This is a genomic window from Enterobacter quasimori, from assembly GCF_018597345.1.
Classification (GTDB): domain Bacteria; phylum Pseudomonadota; class Gammaproteobacteria; order Enterobacterales; family Enterobacteriaceae; genus Enterobacter; species Enterobacter mori.
Genome location: NZ_JAHEVU010000004.1, coordinates 125,643 through 145,291 on the forward strand (window position 1 = coordinate 125,643; position 19,649 = coordinate 145,291).

A 19,649-nucleotide genomic window follows, 5' to 3' on the forward strand; every position below is an offset into this window, starting at 1 on the left:
ATCAGCCCGCCTGGTCCAGAATACGTACGACTAACTGCGAGAAGCTCATCCCCGCCTGACGCGCGGCCATCGGCACAAGGCTATGGCTCGTCATGCCTGGAGAGGTGTTGGCTTCCAGCAGGTAAAATTGCCCGTCACCGTCGAGCATGACATCAATGCGTCCCCAGCCGCGGCAGCCTAAAACATTCCAGGCTTTGAGCACCAGAGACTGTAAATCGGCTTCACGTTCTGCTTCAAGACCACTTGGACAGAAATATTGCGTCTCATCAGAGAGATACTTCGCCTCATAATCATAGAAGACTCCGGCAGGTTGGATACGAATTGACGGTAAAATTTCTTCGCCAAGCATCGCAACGGTAAATTCCGGCCCGCTGAGCCATTTTTCAATCAGAACTTCTTCATCATGTTGAAATGCCAATGTTAAAGCGGCAGATAAATCCTCAGCTTTATCGACTTTAGACATCCCCACACTCGACCCTTCACGGCTCGGCTTAACAATAACCGGTAAGCCCAGCGCGGCAATGCGTGTATTAACGCTGTCCGACAGGCCCAATTCAAATTCAGTACGCGTCAGAGCAACCCATGGTGCAACGGGGAGCCCCGCGCCCTGCCACAGCAGTTTGCTGCGCAGTTTATCCATGGAGATGGCAGACGCCATCACGCCGCTGCCGGTATACGGCAGGCCGATTAACTCCAGCAGCCCTTGCAATGTACCGTCTTCACCGCCGCGGCCGTGCAGCGCAATGAAAACTTTATCGAAGCCCATCGCTTTCAACTGGGTCACATCAATCTCTTTCGGATCGATCGGATGGGCATCAACGCCACCTTCACGCAGGCCCGCCAGAACGGCAGCGCCTGAATTCAGGGACACTTCGCGCTCGGCGGAGGTGCCGCCAAACAGGACAGCAATCTTATCAGCCATGATGCTCGTCCTCCGGAGTTTGCGGCTTCAGTTTGATTTCGGCTAAGGTACGGGCGATTTTGCCGATATTTCCCGCACCCTGAATCAGAATCAAATCGTTACCCGTCAGCACCGGCGCGAGAATTTCTGCTGCCTGAGCCGGGTCCGAAACCAAAATAGGGTCCACTTTACCGCGTCCACGGATGGTGCGACATAAAGAACGGCTGTCCGCGCCCGGAATAGGAATTTCGCCCGCTGAATAAACATCCAGCATCAGCAGCGTATCGACCTGCGACAGCACGTTAGCGAAATCGTCATACAGGTCGCGGGTACGGGTGAAGCGGTGGGGCTGGAAAATCATCACCAGATTTTTGTCCGGCCAACCCGCACGAGCCGCTTTGATTGTGGCGTCCACTTCCGTTGGATGGTGACCGTAATCGTCTACCAGCATCGCGGTGCCCGATTTACCGTTCACGGCGTCCAGCGGGAATTCACCAAGGAAGTCGAAGCGACGGCCTGTCCCCTGGAAGCTTTCCAGCGCGCGCAGGATCGCGTCATCATCAATGCCTTCTTCCGTCGCTACCGCAACCGCCGCCGCCGCATTCAGGGCGTTATGGCGACCTGGCGCATTCAACGTCACGTGCAGCAATTCTTTGTCCTGACGCGCCAGGGTGAAATGCCCCTGCGCCCCAATCTGTTTGTACTCTTCCACACGAACATCAGCATCTTCGCTGAAGCCATAAGTGGTGATTTGACGACCGACGCGCGGCAGCAGCTCGCGGATCACCGGATCGTCAACGCACATTACCGCACGGCCATAGAACGGCAGGTTGTGCAGGAAGTTAATAAACGTCTGCTTTAAGTTTTCGAAGTCGCCCTGGTAAGTATCCATATGGTCAGCTTCGATATTGGTGACAATCGCCACCATCGGCTGCAGATGCAGGAACGACGCATCGCTCTCATCCGCTTCCGCAATCAGGTAACGGCTGTGGCCCAGACGCGCATGGACGCCTGCCGCTTTCACCAGACCACCGTTAACGAACGTCGGGTCCAGACCCGCTTCCGCATAAATGCTGGATACCATCGCCGTGGTGGTGGTTTTACCGTGCGTGCCCGCAACGGCGATACCGTGACGAAAACGCATCAGTTCCGCCAGCATCTCAGCGCGGCGGATCACCGGAATACGCGCTTCATGTGCGGCAACGATTTCCGGGTTGTCAGAGGAAATGGCGCTCGATACCACCACCACGCTCGCATCGCGCACGTTTTCCGGGCGATGGTTGAAATAGATAGTCGCCCCAAGCGACGCCAGCTGCTGCGTTACAGGGTTTGGCGCCAGGTCAGACCCGCTGATCTGATAACCTTCGTTAGCTAACACTTCGGCAATACCGCCCATGCCAGCACCACCGATGCCAACAAAGTGAATGTGCCGGACGCGACGCATCTCGGGCACGATAGAACGCAGTTTTGCCAGTTGTTGTGTATTCATTCTCTAAACGCCATCGACTACTTAAAAATTCGTGCCGCGCTTCACGCGCTGCGAGGGTTAAGCCTGGGCTGCCAGGCTCACTTCTTTTGCCACTCGTTCCGTTGCATCCGGGATAGCCGCTGCGCGCGCGCGCTGTGCCATTTCCAGCAATGCGTCTCTGTTCCAGCCCGCCAGAGTGGTGGCGACCGCATCGGCGGTAAATTGTGGCTGCTCAAAAATCTTCGCGGCACCGGCTTTCTCAAGCGGCAGCGCATTCCAGTACTGCTGCCTGTCTTTGTGCTGGAAAGGCACAAAAAGGGCTGGCAGACCCGCAGCGGCGATTTCGCTCACCGTCAATGCACCAGAACGACAGACCACGACATCGGCCCAGGCATAGGCTGCGGCCATATCGTCAATAAATTCCGTTACGTTGTGCTGCGGCTGTCCCGCTTCGGCGTAAGCCTGCTCAACGGTCTGCTGAGCACCTTTACCGCTCTGATGCCAGATGGTCACGGCATCGCCCAGCTTTGCGGCCACCTGCGGCATCGTCTGGTTCAGTATGCGTGCCCCCTGAGAGCCGCCGACAACCAGCACGCGTACCGGACCTTCACGACCATTCAGGCGAGCGTCAGGCAGCGGCAGCGCCAGCACATCGACGCGCACCGGGTTTCCGACGACATCCGCTTTCGGGAACGCGCCAGGGAATGCCTGCATCACTTTGGTGGCAATTTTTGCCAGCCATTTGTTGGTCAGCCCGGCGATACCGTTCTGCTCATGTAGCACAACAGGGATGCCCAGGGACCACGCCGCCAGCCCTCCAGGACCAGACACGTACCCGCCCATTCCCAGCACCACATCAGGCTTAAACTGCTTCATGATGGTGCGGGCCTGACGCCAGGCGTTAAAAATACGCACCGGTGCCAGCAGCATTGCCTTGAGGCCTTTGCCTCGCAGGCCAGAAATACGAATAAAGTCGATCTCAATACCGTGCTTCGGTACCAGATCGGCCTCCATGCGGTCTGCGGTTCCCAGCCAGCGTACCTGCCAGCCCTGATCCATTAAATGGTGCGCAACCGCCAGCCCCGGGAACACGTGTCCGCCGGTACCGCCTGCCATCACCATTAACCGCTTCGGTTGATTCATCGTGAACCTCGTGTAAACGCCTGGGCTTTCTCCAGACGCGTCTCATAATCTATGCGCAACAAAAACATGATGGCCGTCGACATAATCAGCAGACTCGAACCACCATAACTGATCAGCGGCAACGTCAGGCCCTTAGTCGGCAGCATACCCGCTGCGGCCCCGACGTTAACCAATGCCTGGAAGCTAAACCAGATACCAATTGAACAGGCTAAGAAACCTGAGAAGCGGTGATCGATCTCCAGCGCTTTTCGGCCAATCGACATGGCGCGGAAAGCGACGAAGAATACCATTAATAGCGCTAATACCACACCGATATAACCCAGTTCTTCCCCAATAATGGAGAAGATGAAGTCGGTGTGCGCTTCCGGCAAATACTCCAGTTTTTGCACCGAGTTGCCCAGGCCTTGCCCCCAGACTTCACCGCGACCAAACGCCATGAGCGACTGCGTCAGCTGATAACCGCTGCCGAACGGGTCTTCCCACGGGTTCCAAAACGAGGTCACGCGGCGGATACGGTAAGGCTCGGCGAGGATCAGCAGCACAACCGCCGAAATCCCCATCCCGATGATGGCGATGAACTGCCACAGCTTTGCACCCGCCAGGAACAGCATCGCCAGCGTGGTGACAAACAGTACCACCACGGTACCAAGGTCAGGCTGTGCCAGCAGCAGGATCGCCAGCACGAGAATCACGCCCATCGGCTTTAAGAAGCCGCGAAGGTTATTACGAACTTCATCAACCTTACGCACCAGGTAGTTCGCCAGGTAGCAGAACAGGGAAAGCTTGGTAAATTCCGCAGGCTGAATACGCAGTGGACCAAAGGCGATCCAGCGCGATGCCCCGTTAACGGAGCTCCCGACAACCAGTACGATCAGCAGCATGATAATGGACGCAATCAACATAGCCGTACTGTGCCGCTGCCAGAACGACATCGGCAGACGTAAGGTCACCAGCGCCAGGCAGAAAGCCAGAATGATGTACAGCCCGTCACGCTTGGCAAACAGGAAGGGATCGTTAGCCAGACGCTGCCCGACCGGCATGGAGGCCGAAGTCACCATGATAAAGCCGATCGCCGCCAGCCCCAGCGTAAGCCAGAAGAGCATGCGGTCATACATGATCAGGCTATCGGAATCCTTATCCCGGGAAGCCATCACCCAGCCTTTCAGTGCCGCAAACAGCCACACCAGAATTCCAAATCCTGGCAGGCGCGGCATTTTCAGGCGAGGGAGAGATAAACGCATCAGCCTAACTCCTTCGCCAGGCGGGTAAAGACATCACCACGCTGTTCGAAATTCTTGAATTGATCGAGGCTGGCGCAAGCCGGAGAAAGCAGCACCATGTCGCCTGGCTTCACGCGCGGCGCGATCAGGCGCAGCGCCTGTTCCATGGTCTCAGTTTGCTCGGCGATCTCCGGGCGCAGTTCAGCCAGTTCGCTGCCGTCACGGCCAAAGCAGTACAGGCGGATGTTATCTCCGGAGAGATACTGTTTCAGCGAGGAGAAATCTGCAGATTTTCCATCACCGCCCAGCAGCAAATGCAGCGTACCCTCAACGTGAAGACCGTTCAGCGCGGCCTCCGTGCTTCCCACGTTGGTGGCTTTGGAGTCGTTAATCCAGCGCACGCCGTTATGTTCCAGCGCTAACTGGAAGCGGTGCGCCAGACCGGTAAATGTGGTCAACGCCTTCAGGCTGGAAGAGCGCGGCAGGCCAACGGCATCCGCCAGCGCCAGTGCTGCCAGCGCATTGGTGTAGTTATGCTGACCGCAAAGCGTCATCTCTTTCACGTTCAGCACTTTTTCACCCTTCACGCGCAGCCAGGTTTCACCCTGCTGACGGTTCAGATGGTAATCACCCATGGTAATCCCAAAGCTGATGCAGCGGTCATCTGCGCCGCGCACCGGCATGGTCAGCGCGTCGTCGGCGTTAACCACGCAGACTTTGGCATTTTCATAAACGCGCAGCTTAGCCGCGCGGTACTGCTGCAGACCAAAGGGATACCGATCCATATGATCTTCAGTCACGTTGAGGATCGTCGCGGCAGCCGCGTGCAGGCTGGAGGTGGTTTCAAGCTGGAAGCTGGAAAGTTCCAGCACGTACAGCTCGCAGCCTTTATCCAGCAGCATCAGGGCTGGCAGGCCAATATTGCCGCCAACACCAACGTTCTTACCCGCCGCTTTTGCCATCTCGCCGACAAGCGTAGTGACCGTGCTTTTACCATTTGAGCCGGTAATGGCGATAATCGGAGCCTGCGCTTCGCGGCAGAACAGTTCGATGTCCCCAACAATCTCTACGCCCGCATCGGATGCAGCGCTGAGTGAAGGGTGCGCCAGCGCCATACCCGGGCTGGCAACAATCAGATCGGCGGCCAGCAGCCAGTCATCATTCAGACCACCAAGGTGGCGTTCAACCTGCTCCGGCAGCTTGTCCAGACCCGGCGGAGAGACACGCGTATCCATCACGCGTGGCGTGACGCCGCGCGCAAGGAAAAAGTCCACGCAGGAAAGGCCCGTGAGGCCCAACCCGATGATAACGACTTTTTTACCCTGGTAATCTGCCATGATTAACGTACCTTCAGCGTTGCCAGGCCAATCAGCACCAGCATCAGCGAAATAATCCAGAAGCGCACAATCACGCGCGGTTCCGGCCAGCCTTTCAGTTCATAGTGGTGGTGAATCGGCGCCATACGGAAGATGCGCTGGCCGCGCAGCTTGAAGGACCCGACCTGCAAAATCACCGACAGAGTTTCAACCACAAACACACCGCCCATGATCACCAGCAGGAACTCCTGGCGCAGCAGCACGGCAATAATGCCCAGCGCGCCACCCAGCGCCAGTGAACCGACGTCACCCATGAAGACCTGCGCCGGATAGGTGTTAAACCACAGGAAGCCCAGCCCCGCGCCGACAATCGCCGTACAGACGATCACCAGCTCGCCCGCGTGGCGCAGGTAAGGGATGTGCAGATAGTTGGCAAAGTTCATGTTACCGGTCGCCCAGGCCACCAGCGCAAAACCGCCCGCCACAAAGACGGTAGGCATAATCGCCAGTCCATCCAGACCATCGGTCAGGTTCACCGCGTTACCGGTGCCGACAATCACGAAGTACGCAAGCAGGATATAGAACAGCCCCAGCTGCGGCATTACGTCCTTGAAGAAGGGCACCACCAGCTCGGTTGCAGGGGTGTCTTTCCCTGCCAGATACAGCGCGAAGGCGACGCCCAGCGCGATGACCGACATCCAGAAATACTTCCAGCGGGCGATCAGGCCTTTGGTGTCTTTGCGTACCACTTTGCGATAGTCATCGACGAAGCCAATGATCCCGTAACCCACCAGAACCGTCAGTACACACCAGACATACGGGTTGGACGGATACGCCCACAGCAGCACGGAAACAACGATCGCGGTCAGGATCATGATCCCGCCCATCGTTGGGGTACCGCGTTTGCTGAAGTGAGATTCCGGACCGTCATTACGCACAACCTGGCCGAAAGAGAGCTTTTGAAGACGGGCAATCATGCGCGGGCCCATCCACAACGAGATGAACAGCGCAGTCAGCAGGCTGACAATGGCGCGAAACGTCAGATAGGAAAAGACGTTAAAGCCTGAGTAATATTTGACCAAATGTTCGGCCAGCCAAACTAACATGTCCCGTTCTCCTGTAATGCGTGCACAACCTCTTCCATGGCGGCACTACGTGAACCTTTCACTAACACTGTCACAATTTGTTTTTCTGTTATTAATGCCTTAAGGCGCTCAATCAACGCCGCTTTTTCGGCAAAGTGCTCACCGACACCGCTGGCGTGGCTAATTGCCTGGCTCAGTTTTCCTGCGCTCAGCACGCAATCAATGCCCGCCGCTTTCGCCGCGTCACCGACCTGGGTATGACAGGCTTCGCTTTCATCACCCAGCTCGGCCATATCGCCAACCACCATCACGCGGTAGCCCGGCATTTCAGATAACACCTGCACCGCCGCCGTCATCGAGCCAACGTTCGCGTTATAGGAGTCATCCAGCAGCAGTTTGTTTTCCGAAAGCTGAATCGGGAACAGACGCCCCGGCACGGCTTTCAGATTCGCCAGCCCGGCTTTGATCGCATCATGCGACGCGCCAACCGCCATGGACAGCGCCGCCGCCGCAAGCGCATTGGCGATGTTATGACGACCCGGCAGCGGCAGCAGAACATCCACGCCACCCGTTGGTGTATTGAGGGTGAACTCCGTCCCATGGGACGTTACATGGATATTCGTCGCCGTAAAGTCACTGTTGGCGGCATTCGGTGAGAAGCGCCAGGTCTTACGTGAACCAATAATGCTTTGCCAGTTCAGCCAGTCATTGTTGTCGGCATTCATAATGGCAATTCCGTCAACCGGCAGACCGGTGTAGATCTCGCCTTTGGCTTTCGCCACGCCTTCCAGCGACCCGAAACCTTCCAGATGTGCGGCGGCAAGGTTATTCACCAGCGCCGCCTCCGGGCGAGTCAGGCTCACGGTCCAGGCGATTTCGCCCTGGTGGTTTGCCCCTAACTCGATCACCGCAAATTCATGTTCCCTGGTCAGGCGGAGTAATGTCATCGGCACGCCGATGTCATTATTTAGGTTACCCGCGGTATAAAGTGTGTTTCCGCACTGGCCGAGAATCGCCGCCGTCATCTCTTTTACGGACGTTTTACCGGACGACCCCGTCAGCGCGACAACGCGAGCCGGAACCTGCTGACGGACCCATGCCGCCAGTTCACCAAATGCCAGACGGGTATCGTTCACCACAATCTGCGGCAGATCGATATCCAGCCTGCGGCTGACCAGCAGCGCAGCAGCACCATTTTCTTTGGCCTGCTGTGCAAAATCATGCGCATCAAAACGCTCGCCTTTCAGCGCCACAAACAGACAACCCGCGGTCACTTTGCGGGTATCCGTGGTCACGGCGTCAATGGTCAGATCCTGACCCAGCAATTCGCCGTGCAGTACCGAAGCGGCCTGGCTTAGCGTGAGGCTAATCATGCCACGACTCCCAGCAGACGAGCTGCCGTTACGCGGTCCGAGTAGTCCAGACGGCGATTGCCAACGATCTGATAATCTTCATGGCCTTTACCCGCCAGCAGGACAACATCATTCTCCCGCGCCTGCATGATGGCGTTGGTCACGGCTTCCGCACGGCCTTCCACCACGCGAGCACGACCCGCATCCAGCATGCCCGCCAGAATGTCGTTAATGATGGCGCGCGGCTCTTCGGTACGCGGGTTGTCATCGGTCACTACCGGAATATCCGCAAACTGCTCGGCAATAGCGCCCATCAGCGGGCGTTTGCCCTTGTCGCGATCGCCGCCGCAGCCAAATACGCACCAGAGCTTACCGGCACAGTGCAGGCGAGCTGCTTCCAGCGCCTTCTCCAGCGCATCCGGCGTGTGGGCGTAGTCGACCACAACCGTCGGTTTACCCGGCGCGCTGAACACTTCCATACGGCCGCAAACAGGCTGCAGTCGCTCAGCGGTTTTCAGCAGGTCGGCCATTGGATAGCCCAGCGCCAGCAGTGTCGCCAGCGCCAGCAGCAGGTTGCTGACGTTAAACGCGCCCATCAGGCGGCTTTCAATTTCGCCTTCACCCCAGGAAGAGGCAAAGCGGATTGTCGCCCCACTGTCGTGGTAATTCACTTCAACCGCCTTCAGCCAGCGGCCGTGGCAGTTTGGATTGATATGGTCTTCCATCGACACCGCAACCGCATCCGGCAGCTTAGCCAGCCAGCGGCGGCCCACTTCGTCGTCGGCGTTGATGATGGCTTGTCCGTAATGGTGAGTAGAGAACAGCAGCCATTTCGCGGCTTCGTAATGCTCCATATCACCATGATAATCAAGATGATCGCGGCTCAGATTGGTAAACACGGAAGCGGCAAATTTCAGCGCCGCGACGCGGTGCTGTACCAGACCGTGCGAAGAGACTTCCATCGCAGCAAAGGTTGCCCCCTGCCCTGCCAGACCGGCAAGCACATGCTGTACGTCTACCGCGGAACCGGTGGTGTTTTCCGTCGGGCTCACTTTGCCCAGCAGGCCATTACCCACGGTCCCCATCACCGCACCGGTTTCACCCAGCAGCTGGGCCCACTGCGCCATCAGCTGCGTGGTGGTGGTTTTACCGTTCGTACCCGTCACGCCAACCAGGCGCAGCTGGTCGGAAGGTTCGTGATAGAAACGCCCTGCAAGCGCAGAGAGACGCTCATTTAACTGGCTGAGATAGATAACCGGCACACCGTGCATTTCACGGATTTCACCGTCGGTTGCCTCATCTTTGGCCTCAGCAATAATGGCAGCAACACCTTGCGCAATCGCCTGCGGGATATAACGACGCCCGTCCGCCTGATGACCGACCACCGCCACAAAAAGATCGCCAGAAGCAGCCACGCGGCTGTCCAGTACCATCTCTCGCAGTGCTCGCTCCGGTGCATTAGGCACCCACGGAGCGAGAAGGTCGCGCAAATTACGATCTGCCACCTGTACCCTCGCCTTGATTAATTACAAATTCACTTTTGTCGCCCGTCGCCAGCGCATCCGGTTCAATGTTCATGGTGCGCAATACGCCGCCCATGATGGCCCCGAACACAGGCGCGGAGACGGCGCCGCCGTAGTATTTACCCGCCTGTGGATCGTTAATGACGACCACCAGCGCAAAACGCGGATTGCTTGCAGGCGCTACGCCTGCGGTATAGGCAATGTATTTGTTGATGTAGCGGCCGTCTGGCCCCACTTTTTTCGCTGTACCGGTTTTAATGGCGATGCGATAGCCTTTAATCGCCGCCTTCACGCCGCCGCCGCCGGGCAGCGCCACGCTTTCCATCATATGAACAACAGTACGGACGGTTGATTCCGGGAAGATACGCTCACCGGGAACCGGTGGATCAACTTTGGTAATCGACAGCGGGCGATAAACGCCATAGCTGCCGATCGTTGCGTAGACTCGCGCTAACTGTAACGGGGTTACCATTAGCCCGTAGCCGAAAGAGAAGGTGGCCCTCTCTATGTCAGACCACCGTTGTTTTTGAGGATATAAGCCACTGCGTTCTCCGACCAACCCCAAATTGGTCGCCTTTCCAAGCCCAAAACGTGAGTAAGTCTCTACTAACGCTGAGGACGGCATCGCTAACGCCAGCTTTGAAACACCGACGTTACTCGACTTCTGTAACACCCCGGTCAGGGTTAATTCGCTGTAGCGCGCCACGTCTTTGATTTCGTGACCGTTAATTCGGTAAGGAATGGTATTCAGTACGGTGTTTTCATTGACGATACCGCGCTGAAGTGCAGTCATGACCACCATCGGCTTCACGGTTGAACCCGGTTCGAACACGTCGGTGATGGTACGGTTACGCATAACATCCTTCTGCGTACCGGTGAGATTGTTAGGGTTGTAGGATGGGCTATTGGCCATCGCCAGCACTTCTCCCGTGCTGACATCAACTAGCACGGCACTGCCCGATTCCGCTTTGTTAAAGGCCACGGCATTGTTCAGCTCGCGGTAAACCAGCGCCTGTAGCCGCTCATCAATACTCAGTGCAAGGTTGTGTGCGGCCTGGCTGTCCGTTGAGGAAATATCCTCGATCACGCGACCATAGCGGTCTTTGCGCACAATGCGCTCGCCGGGCTGGCCGGTGAGCCATTTATCAAAGCTTTTTTCAACGCCTTCAATCCCCTGGCTATCAACGTTAGTAAAGCCAATGAGGTGAGCAGTCACTTCGCCGGATGGATAGTACCGGCGTGATTCTTCACGCAGATGGATCCCCGGCAGCTTCAATTTTTTGATGTAATCCGCCATGTCAGGGTTCACCTGACGCGCCAGATAGATAAAGCGCCCTCTCGGGTTCGTATTCACACGCGAAGCTAACTGGTCCAGCGGCATCTTCAGCGCGTCCGCAAGGGCCTTCCAGCGGTTATCAAGCGTGATCCCGCCAGCATCATGCAGCTCTTTCGGATCGGCCCAGATTGCCTTCACCGGCACGCTTACCGCCAGCGGACGACCGGAGCGATCGGTGATCATTCCGCGAGACGTCGACACTTCCTGCACGCGAAGAGAGCGCATATCACCCTGACGCACCAGCATGTCAGGGGCGATGATTTGCAACCACGCCACGCGTCCCAGCAGAAAACCCAGCGCCAGTAAAATGCAGCCGCAAAGCAACGCAAAACGCCAACTGACAAAGTTGGCCTGTTCTTCCTGACGTTTTGGTTTTAGCGTTTTTGCCGCTGCTTTCATGCGTCGCGTTTTCCCTTATTTTTGTACTACGATATTTTCCTGCGATGGATCAACATGCTGCAGCTGCAGCTTTTCCGTTGCGATCCGTTCAACCCGGCTGTGATCGCCAAGCGCGTTTTCTTCAAGGATCAGATTTCGCCATTCAATATCCAGCGCATCGCGTTCCAGCACCAGCTGCTCGCGTTGCGCAGTCAATAAACGTGTATGGTGGGCAGTTGTCACCACCGTTACTGCCGTCACAATGATGCAAATGAACAAGCAGAGTGGCAGCTTCCCAAACCGCAAAAGATCGTCGCCGATCACGCCAGGCAAGGCATGGCGCTCGTTGCTTCCTAACGATCCCTTAACTTTGCTTAGGGTCTCTGTCACTCTGCCGATCATGCGTTCGTCCTCTCTGCAACTCGCAGCACTGAACTACGGGCACGTGGATTCTCTGCCACCTCTTCTTCACCCGGCATCAACTTGCCTAATGCTCGCAACTGACGACCACCCAGCTTCCTGAGTTGTTCTTCCGTCATCGGCAGCCCCGCTGGAACCTGAGGACCGCGGCTTTGTTCACGCATAAAGCGCTTCACAATACGGTCTTCCAGCGAATGGAAGCTGATGATGGATAACCGCCCACCCGGGGCCAGCACGTCGAGCGAGTTTTTTAGCGCCAGCTCTATTTCCTCCAGTTCACTGTTTACCCAGATACGAACCGCCTGGAAGGTACGGGTCGCGGGATGTTTGTGCTTATCCTTCACCGGTGTTGCGGCCGCGATCACCTCGGCCAACTCTTTGGTGCGGGTCATTGGCTCGATGCGATTGCGCTCAACGATGGCGCGCGCAATACGTTTGCCAAAGCGCTCTTCGCCGAACGTTTTGATGACCCAGGCGATATCCGCTTCGTCAGCAGTTTGTAACCACTCTGCGGCAGACTGGCCGCGTGTCGGATCCATGCGCATGTCCAGTGGACCGTCACGCATGAAGGAGAATCCGCGCTCTGCATCATCAAGCTGAGGTGAAGAGACGCCAAGATCGAGAAGAATTCCGTCGATCTTGCCCGTCAGACCGCGCTCGGCTACGTAATCAGCCAGCGCAGAAAAAGGTCCATGCACGATGGAAAAGCGTGGGTCATCGATGGTTTGTGCAACGGCAATCGCCTGCGGATCGCGATCGATTGCCAGCAGACGTCCTTCCGCTCCTAGCCGGGAGAGGATCAGACGCGAGTGGCCACCGCGACCAAAAGTGCCATCAATGTAGATGCCGTCTGGACGAATATTCAGACCGTTAACGGCCTCATCCAGCAACACCGTTGTATGTTTATAATTTTCCATCATATTTATAGAGACAAGTCCTGCAGCCGTTCCGACAATGTTGCGGAATCGGACTGCTCAGCGTCGATATCTTCCTTGACCTGTTGATACCAGGTCGTTTCGTCCCACAGTTCAAACTTATTGAACTGCCCGACCAGCATCACTTCTTTTGTCAGACCCGCATGTTGCCGCAACACAGGCGCAATCAGTAATCGTCCTGCGTTGTCCATCTGACACTCACTGGCATGTCCCAATAACAACCGCTGTACGCGGCGCTCTTGCGGATTCATGCTCGACAGTCGCGACAGCTTTTGCTCAATAATTTCCCATTCGGGTAAAGGGTAAAGCAGCAGGCAGGGGGAGTTGATGTCAATGGTGCAAACCATTTGACCTGAAGCGTTCTCAATCAGCTGGTCGCGGTATCGGGTTGGTACCGATAAGCGCCCTTTGCTGTCGAGATTGACTAACGTAGCTCCACGGAACATGCCAGCCTCACCCCTCCTCACCACTTTAACCCACAAATTCCCACCTAAAGGAGTTTACGGAGCGATGGAAAAGCTTGTCAAGCCAGGACTCTCTCTATACGGACCCGAAAGCCCTCTATTTACAGAGATAAGCAGACCTGGTTAATAACTGCACAACTGGCGAGGCAAAATTAACGTTATGAATATTTGTAAGAAAAAAACCGAATATGCACACTAGCGTTAAAGCTCACTCAATATCATCGCAAGGAAATATAAAGTGTCAGTTTGCGACGCGGGCAGCATTTTAAGACATATTGCCAGGGGATAACAGCGCCAGATTCATCGCGGCAACGTGAGCGTTCCACGGCGGGCAGGCCAGGCAGAAGGGAAAGAGAAAAAACGTTTGAATATTCATCACCCGAAGCAGGTTTGTAACAAAACAATACAAAATTAGCCTTTTAAAATGGCATCAGTATTCTTTTAAAGGCAATTTAAACGCTGAAACGAATTAAGAATAATAGCAGGCTATGATTCCTAAGGAATTATCCTAATTTTACTGCGGGAATTAAGGTAACCATTAATTCTGTAAAAGGGGGGCTGTTTTCACGCCCCCCCAGGAATGGATTAATGACGGCTTAAAATGCCACGACGATAAAGATTACGTTTAATGCGTGTGAGGCCAGGCTTCGGTTTGCGGGGCTCATCCAGGCTTGCCAGTACAATCTCCAGCACGCGCTCTGCCACGTCGCGGTGGCGCTGAGCCACGGCCAGTACCGGGCACTGCAGGAAATCGAGCAGTTCGTTATCACCAAAGGTTGCGATGGCAAGATCCGATGGCAGCTTCCCGTCACGACGCAGCGTCACGTCCATCACCCCCTGCAGCAGCGCAAATGAGGTCGTGAACAGCGCCTGAGGCATCGGATGCGTTTCAAGCCATTTTTCGAACAATTGTGCGGCGGCTTCGCGTTCATAGCTGTTGGCATAGAGATAGTGAACCTCACGCGGATCCTCTTTCCAGGCGGTCCTGAAACCTTGTTCACGCAGGAAGCTCACCGAAAGCTCTGGCAGCGCGCCAAGATACAGCACGGTTTCGGCCGGGAAGGTTCTTAGCTCGGCCGCCAGCATTTCCGCATCATCCTGATCGGCGCCGACGACGCTGGTGAAATGCTCCCGGTCAAGGGCACGGTCGAGTGCGACAATCGGGAACGGGTCGTTAGCCCAGCGCTGGTAAAAAGGATGTTCTGGCGGTAATGAGGTTGAAACGATGATGGCATCCACCTGACGCTGGAGCAGATGCTCAATACAGCGCATCTCGTTATCGGGCTGGTCTTCAGAACAGGCAATCAGTAATTGATAGCCGCGCTGGCGCGCCTGACGTTCGAGATAGTTGGCGATACGGGTGTAGCTGGTGTTTTCCAGGTCCGGGATCACCAGACCAATCGAGCGGGTGCGCCCGGCGCGGAGACCGGCTGCGACAGCATTCGGATGGTAGTTATGCTCACGAACCACCGCCATGACTTTTTCAACGGTCTTATCGCTGACACGATACTGCTTTGCCTTACCGTTAATCACATAGCTGGCCGTAGTTCGTGACACGCCGGCTAACCGGGCGATTTCATCCAGTTTCACAATTGCCCCTTAAAAAAAGAAAAGAGTCCATGGCCCTGTCAAGGTTATGGTTAAATCTTTTAACATCTAAACGCAGAAAAGCCTTCGCGGCAACCGCTTTTATCTGCGTTGTCGGCTGATTACACAAAAAAAAGCCCGGCTTTGGTGACCGGGCAGAAAGAGGCGAACCTTTTTGACAGCTAACGCATGATTTTATCGCCGCGCGAAAGGCCAACCACGCCAGAGCGCGCGACTTCTACAATTTTTGCCACATCCCGCACGGAGGCCAGGAAGGCATCCAGCTTATCACTTGTTCCCGCCAGCTGAACCGTATAAATAGAAGGCGTGACGTCAATAATCTGCCCACGGAAGATATCCGTATTGCGTTTGACCTCTTCACGTCCGTAGCCGCTGGCCTGAATTTTTACCAGCATCACCTCACGCTCAACATAAGCGCCCTGCCCCAGCTCGCTCACGCGAAGCACATCAACCAGCTTATGCAGCTGTTTCTCGATCTGCTCGAGCACCTTGGCGTCGCCGACGGTCTGGATCGTCATGCGCGACAGCGTGGGATCGTCCGTCGGCGCAACGGTCAGGCTTTCAATGTTGTAACCGCGCTGAGCGAATAGCCCGATGACGCGTGACAGTGCGCCAGACTCGTTTTCCAGTAATACAGATAGTATCCGGCGCATATCAGGTTCTCTCCGTTTTGCTTAACCACATTTCGTCCATTCCACCACCGCGAATATGCATCGGGTAAACGTGTTCGGTACCATCCACAATGACATCCATGAACACGAGGCGGTTGTTTTTCACGTGCTCAAGCGCTTCACCGAGTTTCGTTTCCAGCTCTGCCGGATCGGTCACCCGCATGCCAATATGCCCATAGGCTTCCGCCAGACGGACAAAGTCCGGAAGCGATTTCATATAGGACTGAGAATGGCGGCCGGAATAGATCATATCCTGCCACTGCTTCACCATGCCGAGATAGCCGTTGTTCAGGTTCAGCACCAGGACCGGCAACTCATATTGCAGCGCAGTAGACAGCTCCTGAATATTCATCTGAATACTGCCATCACCGGTCACGCAGACCACGGTTTCATTTGGCAGCGCCAGCTTCACGCCCAGCGCGGCTGGCAGACCGAAGCCCATCGTGCCGAGCCCCCCGGAGTTGATCCAGTGGCGCGGCTTATCAAACGGATAATAGAGTGCGGCAAACATCTGATGCTGGCCGACGTCAGACGTCACGTACGCATCACCTTTGGTCAGGCGCCAGATCGTTTCGATCACCGCCTGCGGCTTAATGTGCTCACTTTGCGTGTCATACTTCAGACACTGACGCCCACGCCATTGTTCGATCTGCTGCCACCAGTCGCGTATCTCATCCAGCGGCTGCGAGACCGTTTCCTGCGCCAGCAGATCCAGCATTTGCTCCAGGACCTGACGCGCATCCCCGACGATTGGCACATCTGCCGGAACCGTTTTCGAAATAGAGGTGGGGTCGATATCAATGTGCAACACGGTCGCATTCGGACAGTATTTCGCCAGGTTATTGGTGGTGCGATCGTCAAACCGAACGCCAACAGCAAAGATCACATCCGAGTTATGCATCGTCATGTTGGCTTCATAGGTGCCGTGCATACCCAGCATCCCCAACGCCTGACGGTGCGTTGCCGGGAATGCCCCGAGCCCCATCAGCGACGATGCGACAGGAAGATTCAGCTTTTCGATCAGCTCACGCAGCTGCGTTTCGCAGGCGGAATTAACGGCACCCCCACCCACATAGACTACCGGTTTCTTCGCTGCCACAAGCGTCTGCAGCGCGCGCTTAATTTGGCCTTTGTGCCCCTGCGTCGTTGGGTTGTAGGAGCGCATGCTCACTGATTCCGGCCAGACATAAGGCAGCTTATTCGCCGGGTTTAGAATATCTTTTGGCAGATCGACCACTACCGGGCCTGGACGCCCGCTTGCTGCCAGCCAGAAGGCTTTTTTCAGCACGCCGGGAATGTCTTCGGTTTGCTTCACCAGGAAGCTGTGCTTCACCACGGGGCGTGAAATCCCCACCATGTCGCACTCCTGAAAAGCATCGTAGCCAATCAAGGAGGTTGCAACCTGACCGGAAAGAATGACCAGCGGAATGGAGTCCATATACGCTGTCGCGATACCGGTAATGGCGTTGGTCGCACCGGGCCCAGACGTGACTAATACCACACCCACTTCACCCGTCGCGCGTGCCAGCCCGTCAGCCATGTGTACCGCCGCCTGCTCGTGACGAACCAGAACATGGTCAATGCCGCCTACCGTATGAAGCGCATCATAAATATCGAGGACTGCGCCTCCCGGGTAGCCGAACACTTGCTTCACGCCCTGATCGATCAGCGATCGAACGACCATTTCCGCGCCAGACAACATCTCCATGCTTTGCCTCCAGGCTTTTTGTTATAGACAGAAAGCAGAATTCATTTCCGCCCCGTCTTACGATAGGGATTAACCCATCTTATATAATGCAGAGTGATCGTTACCTTAACCGCTCGCTATAAGGCAGGCAATTGGCAAACAAGGCGGGGGAAATGCCTTCCGAAGCAGAAAAGAGAGCCAGTCTGGAGGGTTATGGTGAATTCATCTGTAATCAGCGGTTGGGATAATGAATCATCGCATAAAAGTGAGATGATTCAGGAAATCATCTATTTTTGACGGTATGACAACCGTTGAAAAAAATCATTCAGAATAAAATATCATTAATACGAAAAATACCAGGATAAACCGCATGTATTTATGCGATTTATCCTGACGCGCTTATCGACGACAGACGCTGATAAGCAACTCTTCCATCCACTGATGCCCTTTATCCCGACCAGCTGCTTCATGCCATGAAAGGTAACAAGTACGGCTATTAAGCTTGAGCGGTAATGGCAAAATTTGCAGATTAAGCTGTTCAGAGAACTCTTCCGCCAGCCAGCGCGGGGCAATAGCGACCAGGTGCGTCTGGGAAACGACGTTTAATACGCTGACCATTGCCATGCCCTGGTAAGCAACGCTCGCTTGTTTATCCGCAGTGTCATACCACGGCAGGCTAAATGAAGCATACCTGTCGAGGGCGACAACGGCATGTTGCTCATTAAAGACATCATTTTCACGCAGCGGAGAATTCATTCTCGGATGTTTTTTACTGGCGACCAGGACCATTTCATCTTTAAATAGCGGTACGCAGGAAAACTCCGGGCGACGGAACTCTTCGTATCCTAAGACAAACTCCGTTTCCTGATAACGAAGCTGGTGCTCGGTGTTCTGATTTAGTGAAGACTTAAAAACCAGATGAATATTTGGCGCAATCGTTTCAACTTTATTATATATAACAGAGGTCAAATAATTGTCTAGCGGGCTGCAAACGCATAAATGGAATACTCGCTCACTGCTTAAGGGTTCAAAGCCTGAACCAGGCAATTCATTTTGTACCAGTTGCAGCGCCTGACGGATAGAGCCAAACAGTTGAAATGCGCGGGCAGTGGGTTGGATCCCTCTCCCGTAACGTACGAATAATTCGTCGTTAAACATTAACTTAAGCCTGGCCACCGCATTACTTACCGCAGGTTGAGACATGCCAAGGGATTGAGCTGCTCGCGTGATATTCTGCTCCTGCATCACCGCGTCAAAAACGGTTAACAGGTTAAGATCCACAGTGCGTAACTGAGGTTTAACCCCGTCATAAACCTGAGGTTGATTAATATTATTTAATGGCATTTCTGACTCCACCGTCACGCTAAACTCCCTCTGCCAAAGCATTGTAATAAGTTCGAAAAATATGATTTACCATGCATATACGATCAGCGAAAGAGAATTATTTAAAATTCGGAAAATATAAAGACACACTCATCAATAGAGGACGGATGCATCTCATTGACGCAGGGATAAAAATCACCGTGAATTGATATCAATTACATTAGGATTGGCATGAAACCATAATTCAGATGAATAAACAATCACCCCTCAGGTTAATAATAACTTAAGTTCCATTAAACTATTAACGCCAGCACCGCTGAGTGAGTTAACAAATTTTTATCAACACACCCAACGTATTCGTTTCTGAATCATTCATCACAAGCATAAATTAATGAAATAACACATATTTCAATCCCTGGAGCGACGCTAAACAAAGTATGTTCAATTGATACTAAATATATTGAAATCATTCTGGTGATAAATTTCAAGTCCAAAAATAGACAATTAAAGAGGTCATAAACGAGAAAGCCAGCACAATTAGCTAAATCTAATAATCAGTACGATCGTGCCAGGTAGGTATAAATTTGCCGCCAAGGGTTGACATGAACAGTCGTATCCAGTACCACTAAAAGCATATTGAATTTAACGGAGCACGATTCATGATTCGCACCATTCGTTTCACCGGTCTACTACTACTAAACGCATCCACTGTGCGCGGTAGACTGGCGGGCGAAATTCAGCGTTGAATCGTCACCAGTAAGACTAAAAACCCGCGCCACTGCGCGGGTTTTTTTATGCTCGTAGCAAGGCGCCCTAAGA

General features: G+C 54.6%; 17 protein-coding genes. 1 reads left to right on the top strand and 16 read right to left on the bottom strand.

The genetic code is table 11. The features are described 5' to 3' along the window. Window position 1: 1 nt before the first annotated feature. From KK102_RS16230 to leuO, 16 genes are all read right to left on the bottom strand, one after another. Entirely contained in the window at window positions 2-922 is a 921-nt protein-coding gene (locus KK102_RS16230) for a D-alanine--D-alanine ligase (RefSeq protein WP_216358018.1), read from the bottom strand. Beyond that, entirely contained in the window at window positions 915-2,390 is a 1,476-nt protein-coding gene (gene murC / locus KK102_RS16235; protein ID WP_126545107.1) for a UDP-N-acetylmuramate--L-alanine ligase, read from the bottom strand. The genes KK102_RS16230 and murC overlap by 8 nt, the downstream gene beginning before the upstream one ends. Before the next feature lie 57 nt (window positions 2,391-2,447). Then, window positions 2,448-3,512: an undecaprenyldiphospho-muramoylpentapeptide beta-N-acetylglucosaminyltransferase gene (murG, locus tag KK102_RS16240; protein ID WP_108417093.1), complete on the bottom strand. Its 1,065-nt coding sequence runs from the start codon at window positions 3,510-3,512 to the stop codon at window positions 2,448-2,450. Further along, entirely contained in the window at window positions 3,509-4,753 is a 1,245-nt protein-coding gene (ftsW, locus tag KK102_RS16245; RefSeq protein WP_042718662.1) for a cell division protein FtsW, read from the bottom strand. Before ftsW ends, murG begins: the two co-directional genes overlap by 4 nt. Next, the gene (gene murD / locus KK102_RS16250) at window positions 4,753-6,069 is read right to left on the bottom strand and encodes a UDP-N-acetylmuramoyl-L-alanine--D-glutamate ligase (RefSeq protein WP_042718665.1); all 1,317 of its coding nucleotides are present in this window, start codon (window positions 6,067-6,069) and stop codon (window positions 4,753-4,755) included. Before murD ends, ftsW begins: the two co-directional genes overlap by 1 nt. Before the next feature lie 2 nt (window positions 6,070-6,071). Continuing rightward, on the bottom strand, window positions 6,072-7,154 hold the full coding sequence (mraY, locus tag KK102_RS16255) for a phospho-N-acetylmuramoyl-pentapeptide-transferase (RefSeq protein WP_003856353.1): 1,083 nt from the start codon (window positions 7,152-7,154) through the stop codon (window positions 6,072-6,074). After that, window positions 7,148-8,506 (bottom strand): UDP-N-acetylmuramoyl-tripeptide--D-alanyl-D-alanine ligase, encoded by a 1,359-nt coding sequence (murF, locus tag KK102_RS16260; protein WP_216358019.1) that lies wholly within the window; start codon window positions 8,504-8,506, stop codon window positions 7,148-7,150. Before murF ends, mraY begins: the two co-directional genes overlap by 7 nt. Further along, entirely contained in the window at window positions 8,503-9,990 is a 1,488-nt protein-coding gene (gene murE, locus KK102_RS16265; protein WP_216358020.1) for a UDP-N-acetylmuramoyl-L-alanyl-D-glutamate--2,6-diaminopimelate ligase, read from the bottom strand. The genes murF and murE overlap by 4 nt, the downstream gene beginning before the upstream one ends. Then, complete coding sequence (locus KK102_RS16270; protein ID WP_010426990.1) at window positions 9,977-11,743, bottom strand: peptidoglycan glycosyltransferase FtsI; 1,767 nt, start codon at window positions 11,741-11,743, stop codon at window positions 9,977-9,979. The genes murE and KK102_RS16270 overlap by 14 nt, the downstream gene beginning before the upstream one ends. Before the next feature lie 15 nt (window positions 11,744-11,758). Next, complete coding sequence (gene ftsL / locus KK102_RS16275) at window positions 11,759-12,124, bottom strand: cell division protein FtsL (protein WP_006173860.1); 366 nt, start codon at window positions 12,122-12,124, stop codon at window positions 11,759-11,761. Then, window positions 12,121-13,062: a 16S rRNA (cytosine(1402)-N(4))-methyltransferase RsmH gene (gene rsmH, locus KK102_RS16280; protein ID WP_126545112.1), complete on the bottom strand. Its 942-nt coding sequence runs from the start codon at window positions 13,060-13,062 to the stop codon at window positions 12,121-12,123. The genes ftsL and rsmH overlap by 4 nt, the downstream gene beginning before the upstream one ends. A gap of 2 nt (window positions 13,063-13,064) precedes the next feature. Continuing rightward, window positions 13,065-13,523, bottom strand: a complete 459-nt coding sequence (gene mraZ / locus KK102_RS16285; protein ID WP_010426995.1) for a division/cell wall cluster transcriptional repressor MraZ — start codon at window positions 13,521-13,523, stop codon at window positions 13,065-13,067. 603 nt (window positions 13,524-14,126) lie between these two features. Continuing rightward, the gene (cra, locus tag KK102_RS16290) at window positions 14,127-15,131 is read right to left on the bottom strand and encodes a catabolite repressor/activator (protein ID WP_010426996.1); all 1,005 of its coding nucleotides are present in this window, start codon (window positions 15,129-15,131) and stop codon (window positions 14,127-14,129) included. Window positions 15,132-15,310: 179 nt separating this feature from the next. Next, window positions 15,311-15,802 carry an acetolactate synthase small subunit gene (gene ilvN / locus KK102_RS16295; protein ID WP_003856371.1) on the bottom strand — a complete coding sequence of 164 codons (492 nt, stop codon included), beginning with the start codon at window positions 15,800-15,802 and terminating at the stop codon, window positions 15,311-15,313. A gap of 1 nt (window position 15,803) precedes the next feature. Further along, window positions 15,804-17,528, bottom strand: coding sequence for an acetolactate synthase 3 large subunit (gene ilvI, locus KK102_RS16300; RefSeq protein WP_216358021.1), 1,725 nt, complete (start codon window positions 17,526-17,528; stop codon window positions 15,804-15,806). 378 nt (window positions 17,529-17,906) lie between these two features. Beyond that, window positions 17,907-18,851, bottom strand: coding sequence for a transcriptional regulator LeuO (gene leuO / locus KK102_RS16305; RefSeq protein ID WP_126545211.1), 945 nt, complete (start codon window positions 18,849-18,851; stop codon window positions 17,907-17,909). A gap of 638 nt (window positions 18,852-19,489) precedes the next feature. Between leuO and leuL the strand changes: the two genes are divergently transcribed. After that, window positions 19,490-19,576 carry a leu operon leader peptide gene (leuL, locus tag KK102_RS22420; RefSeq protein WP_071530973.1) on the top strand — a complete coding sequence of 29 codons (87 nt, stop codon included), beginning with the start codon at window positions 19,490-19,492 and terminating at the stop codon, window positions 19,574-19,576. Window positions 19,577-19,649: the final 73 nt, after the last annotated feature.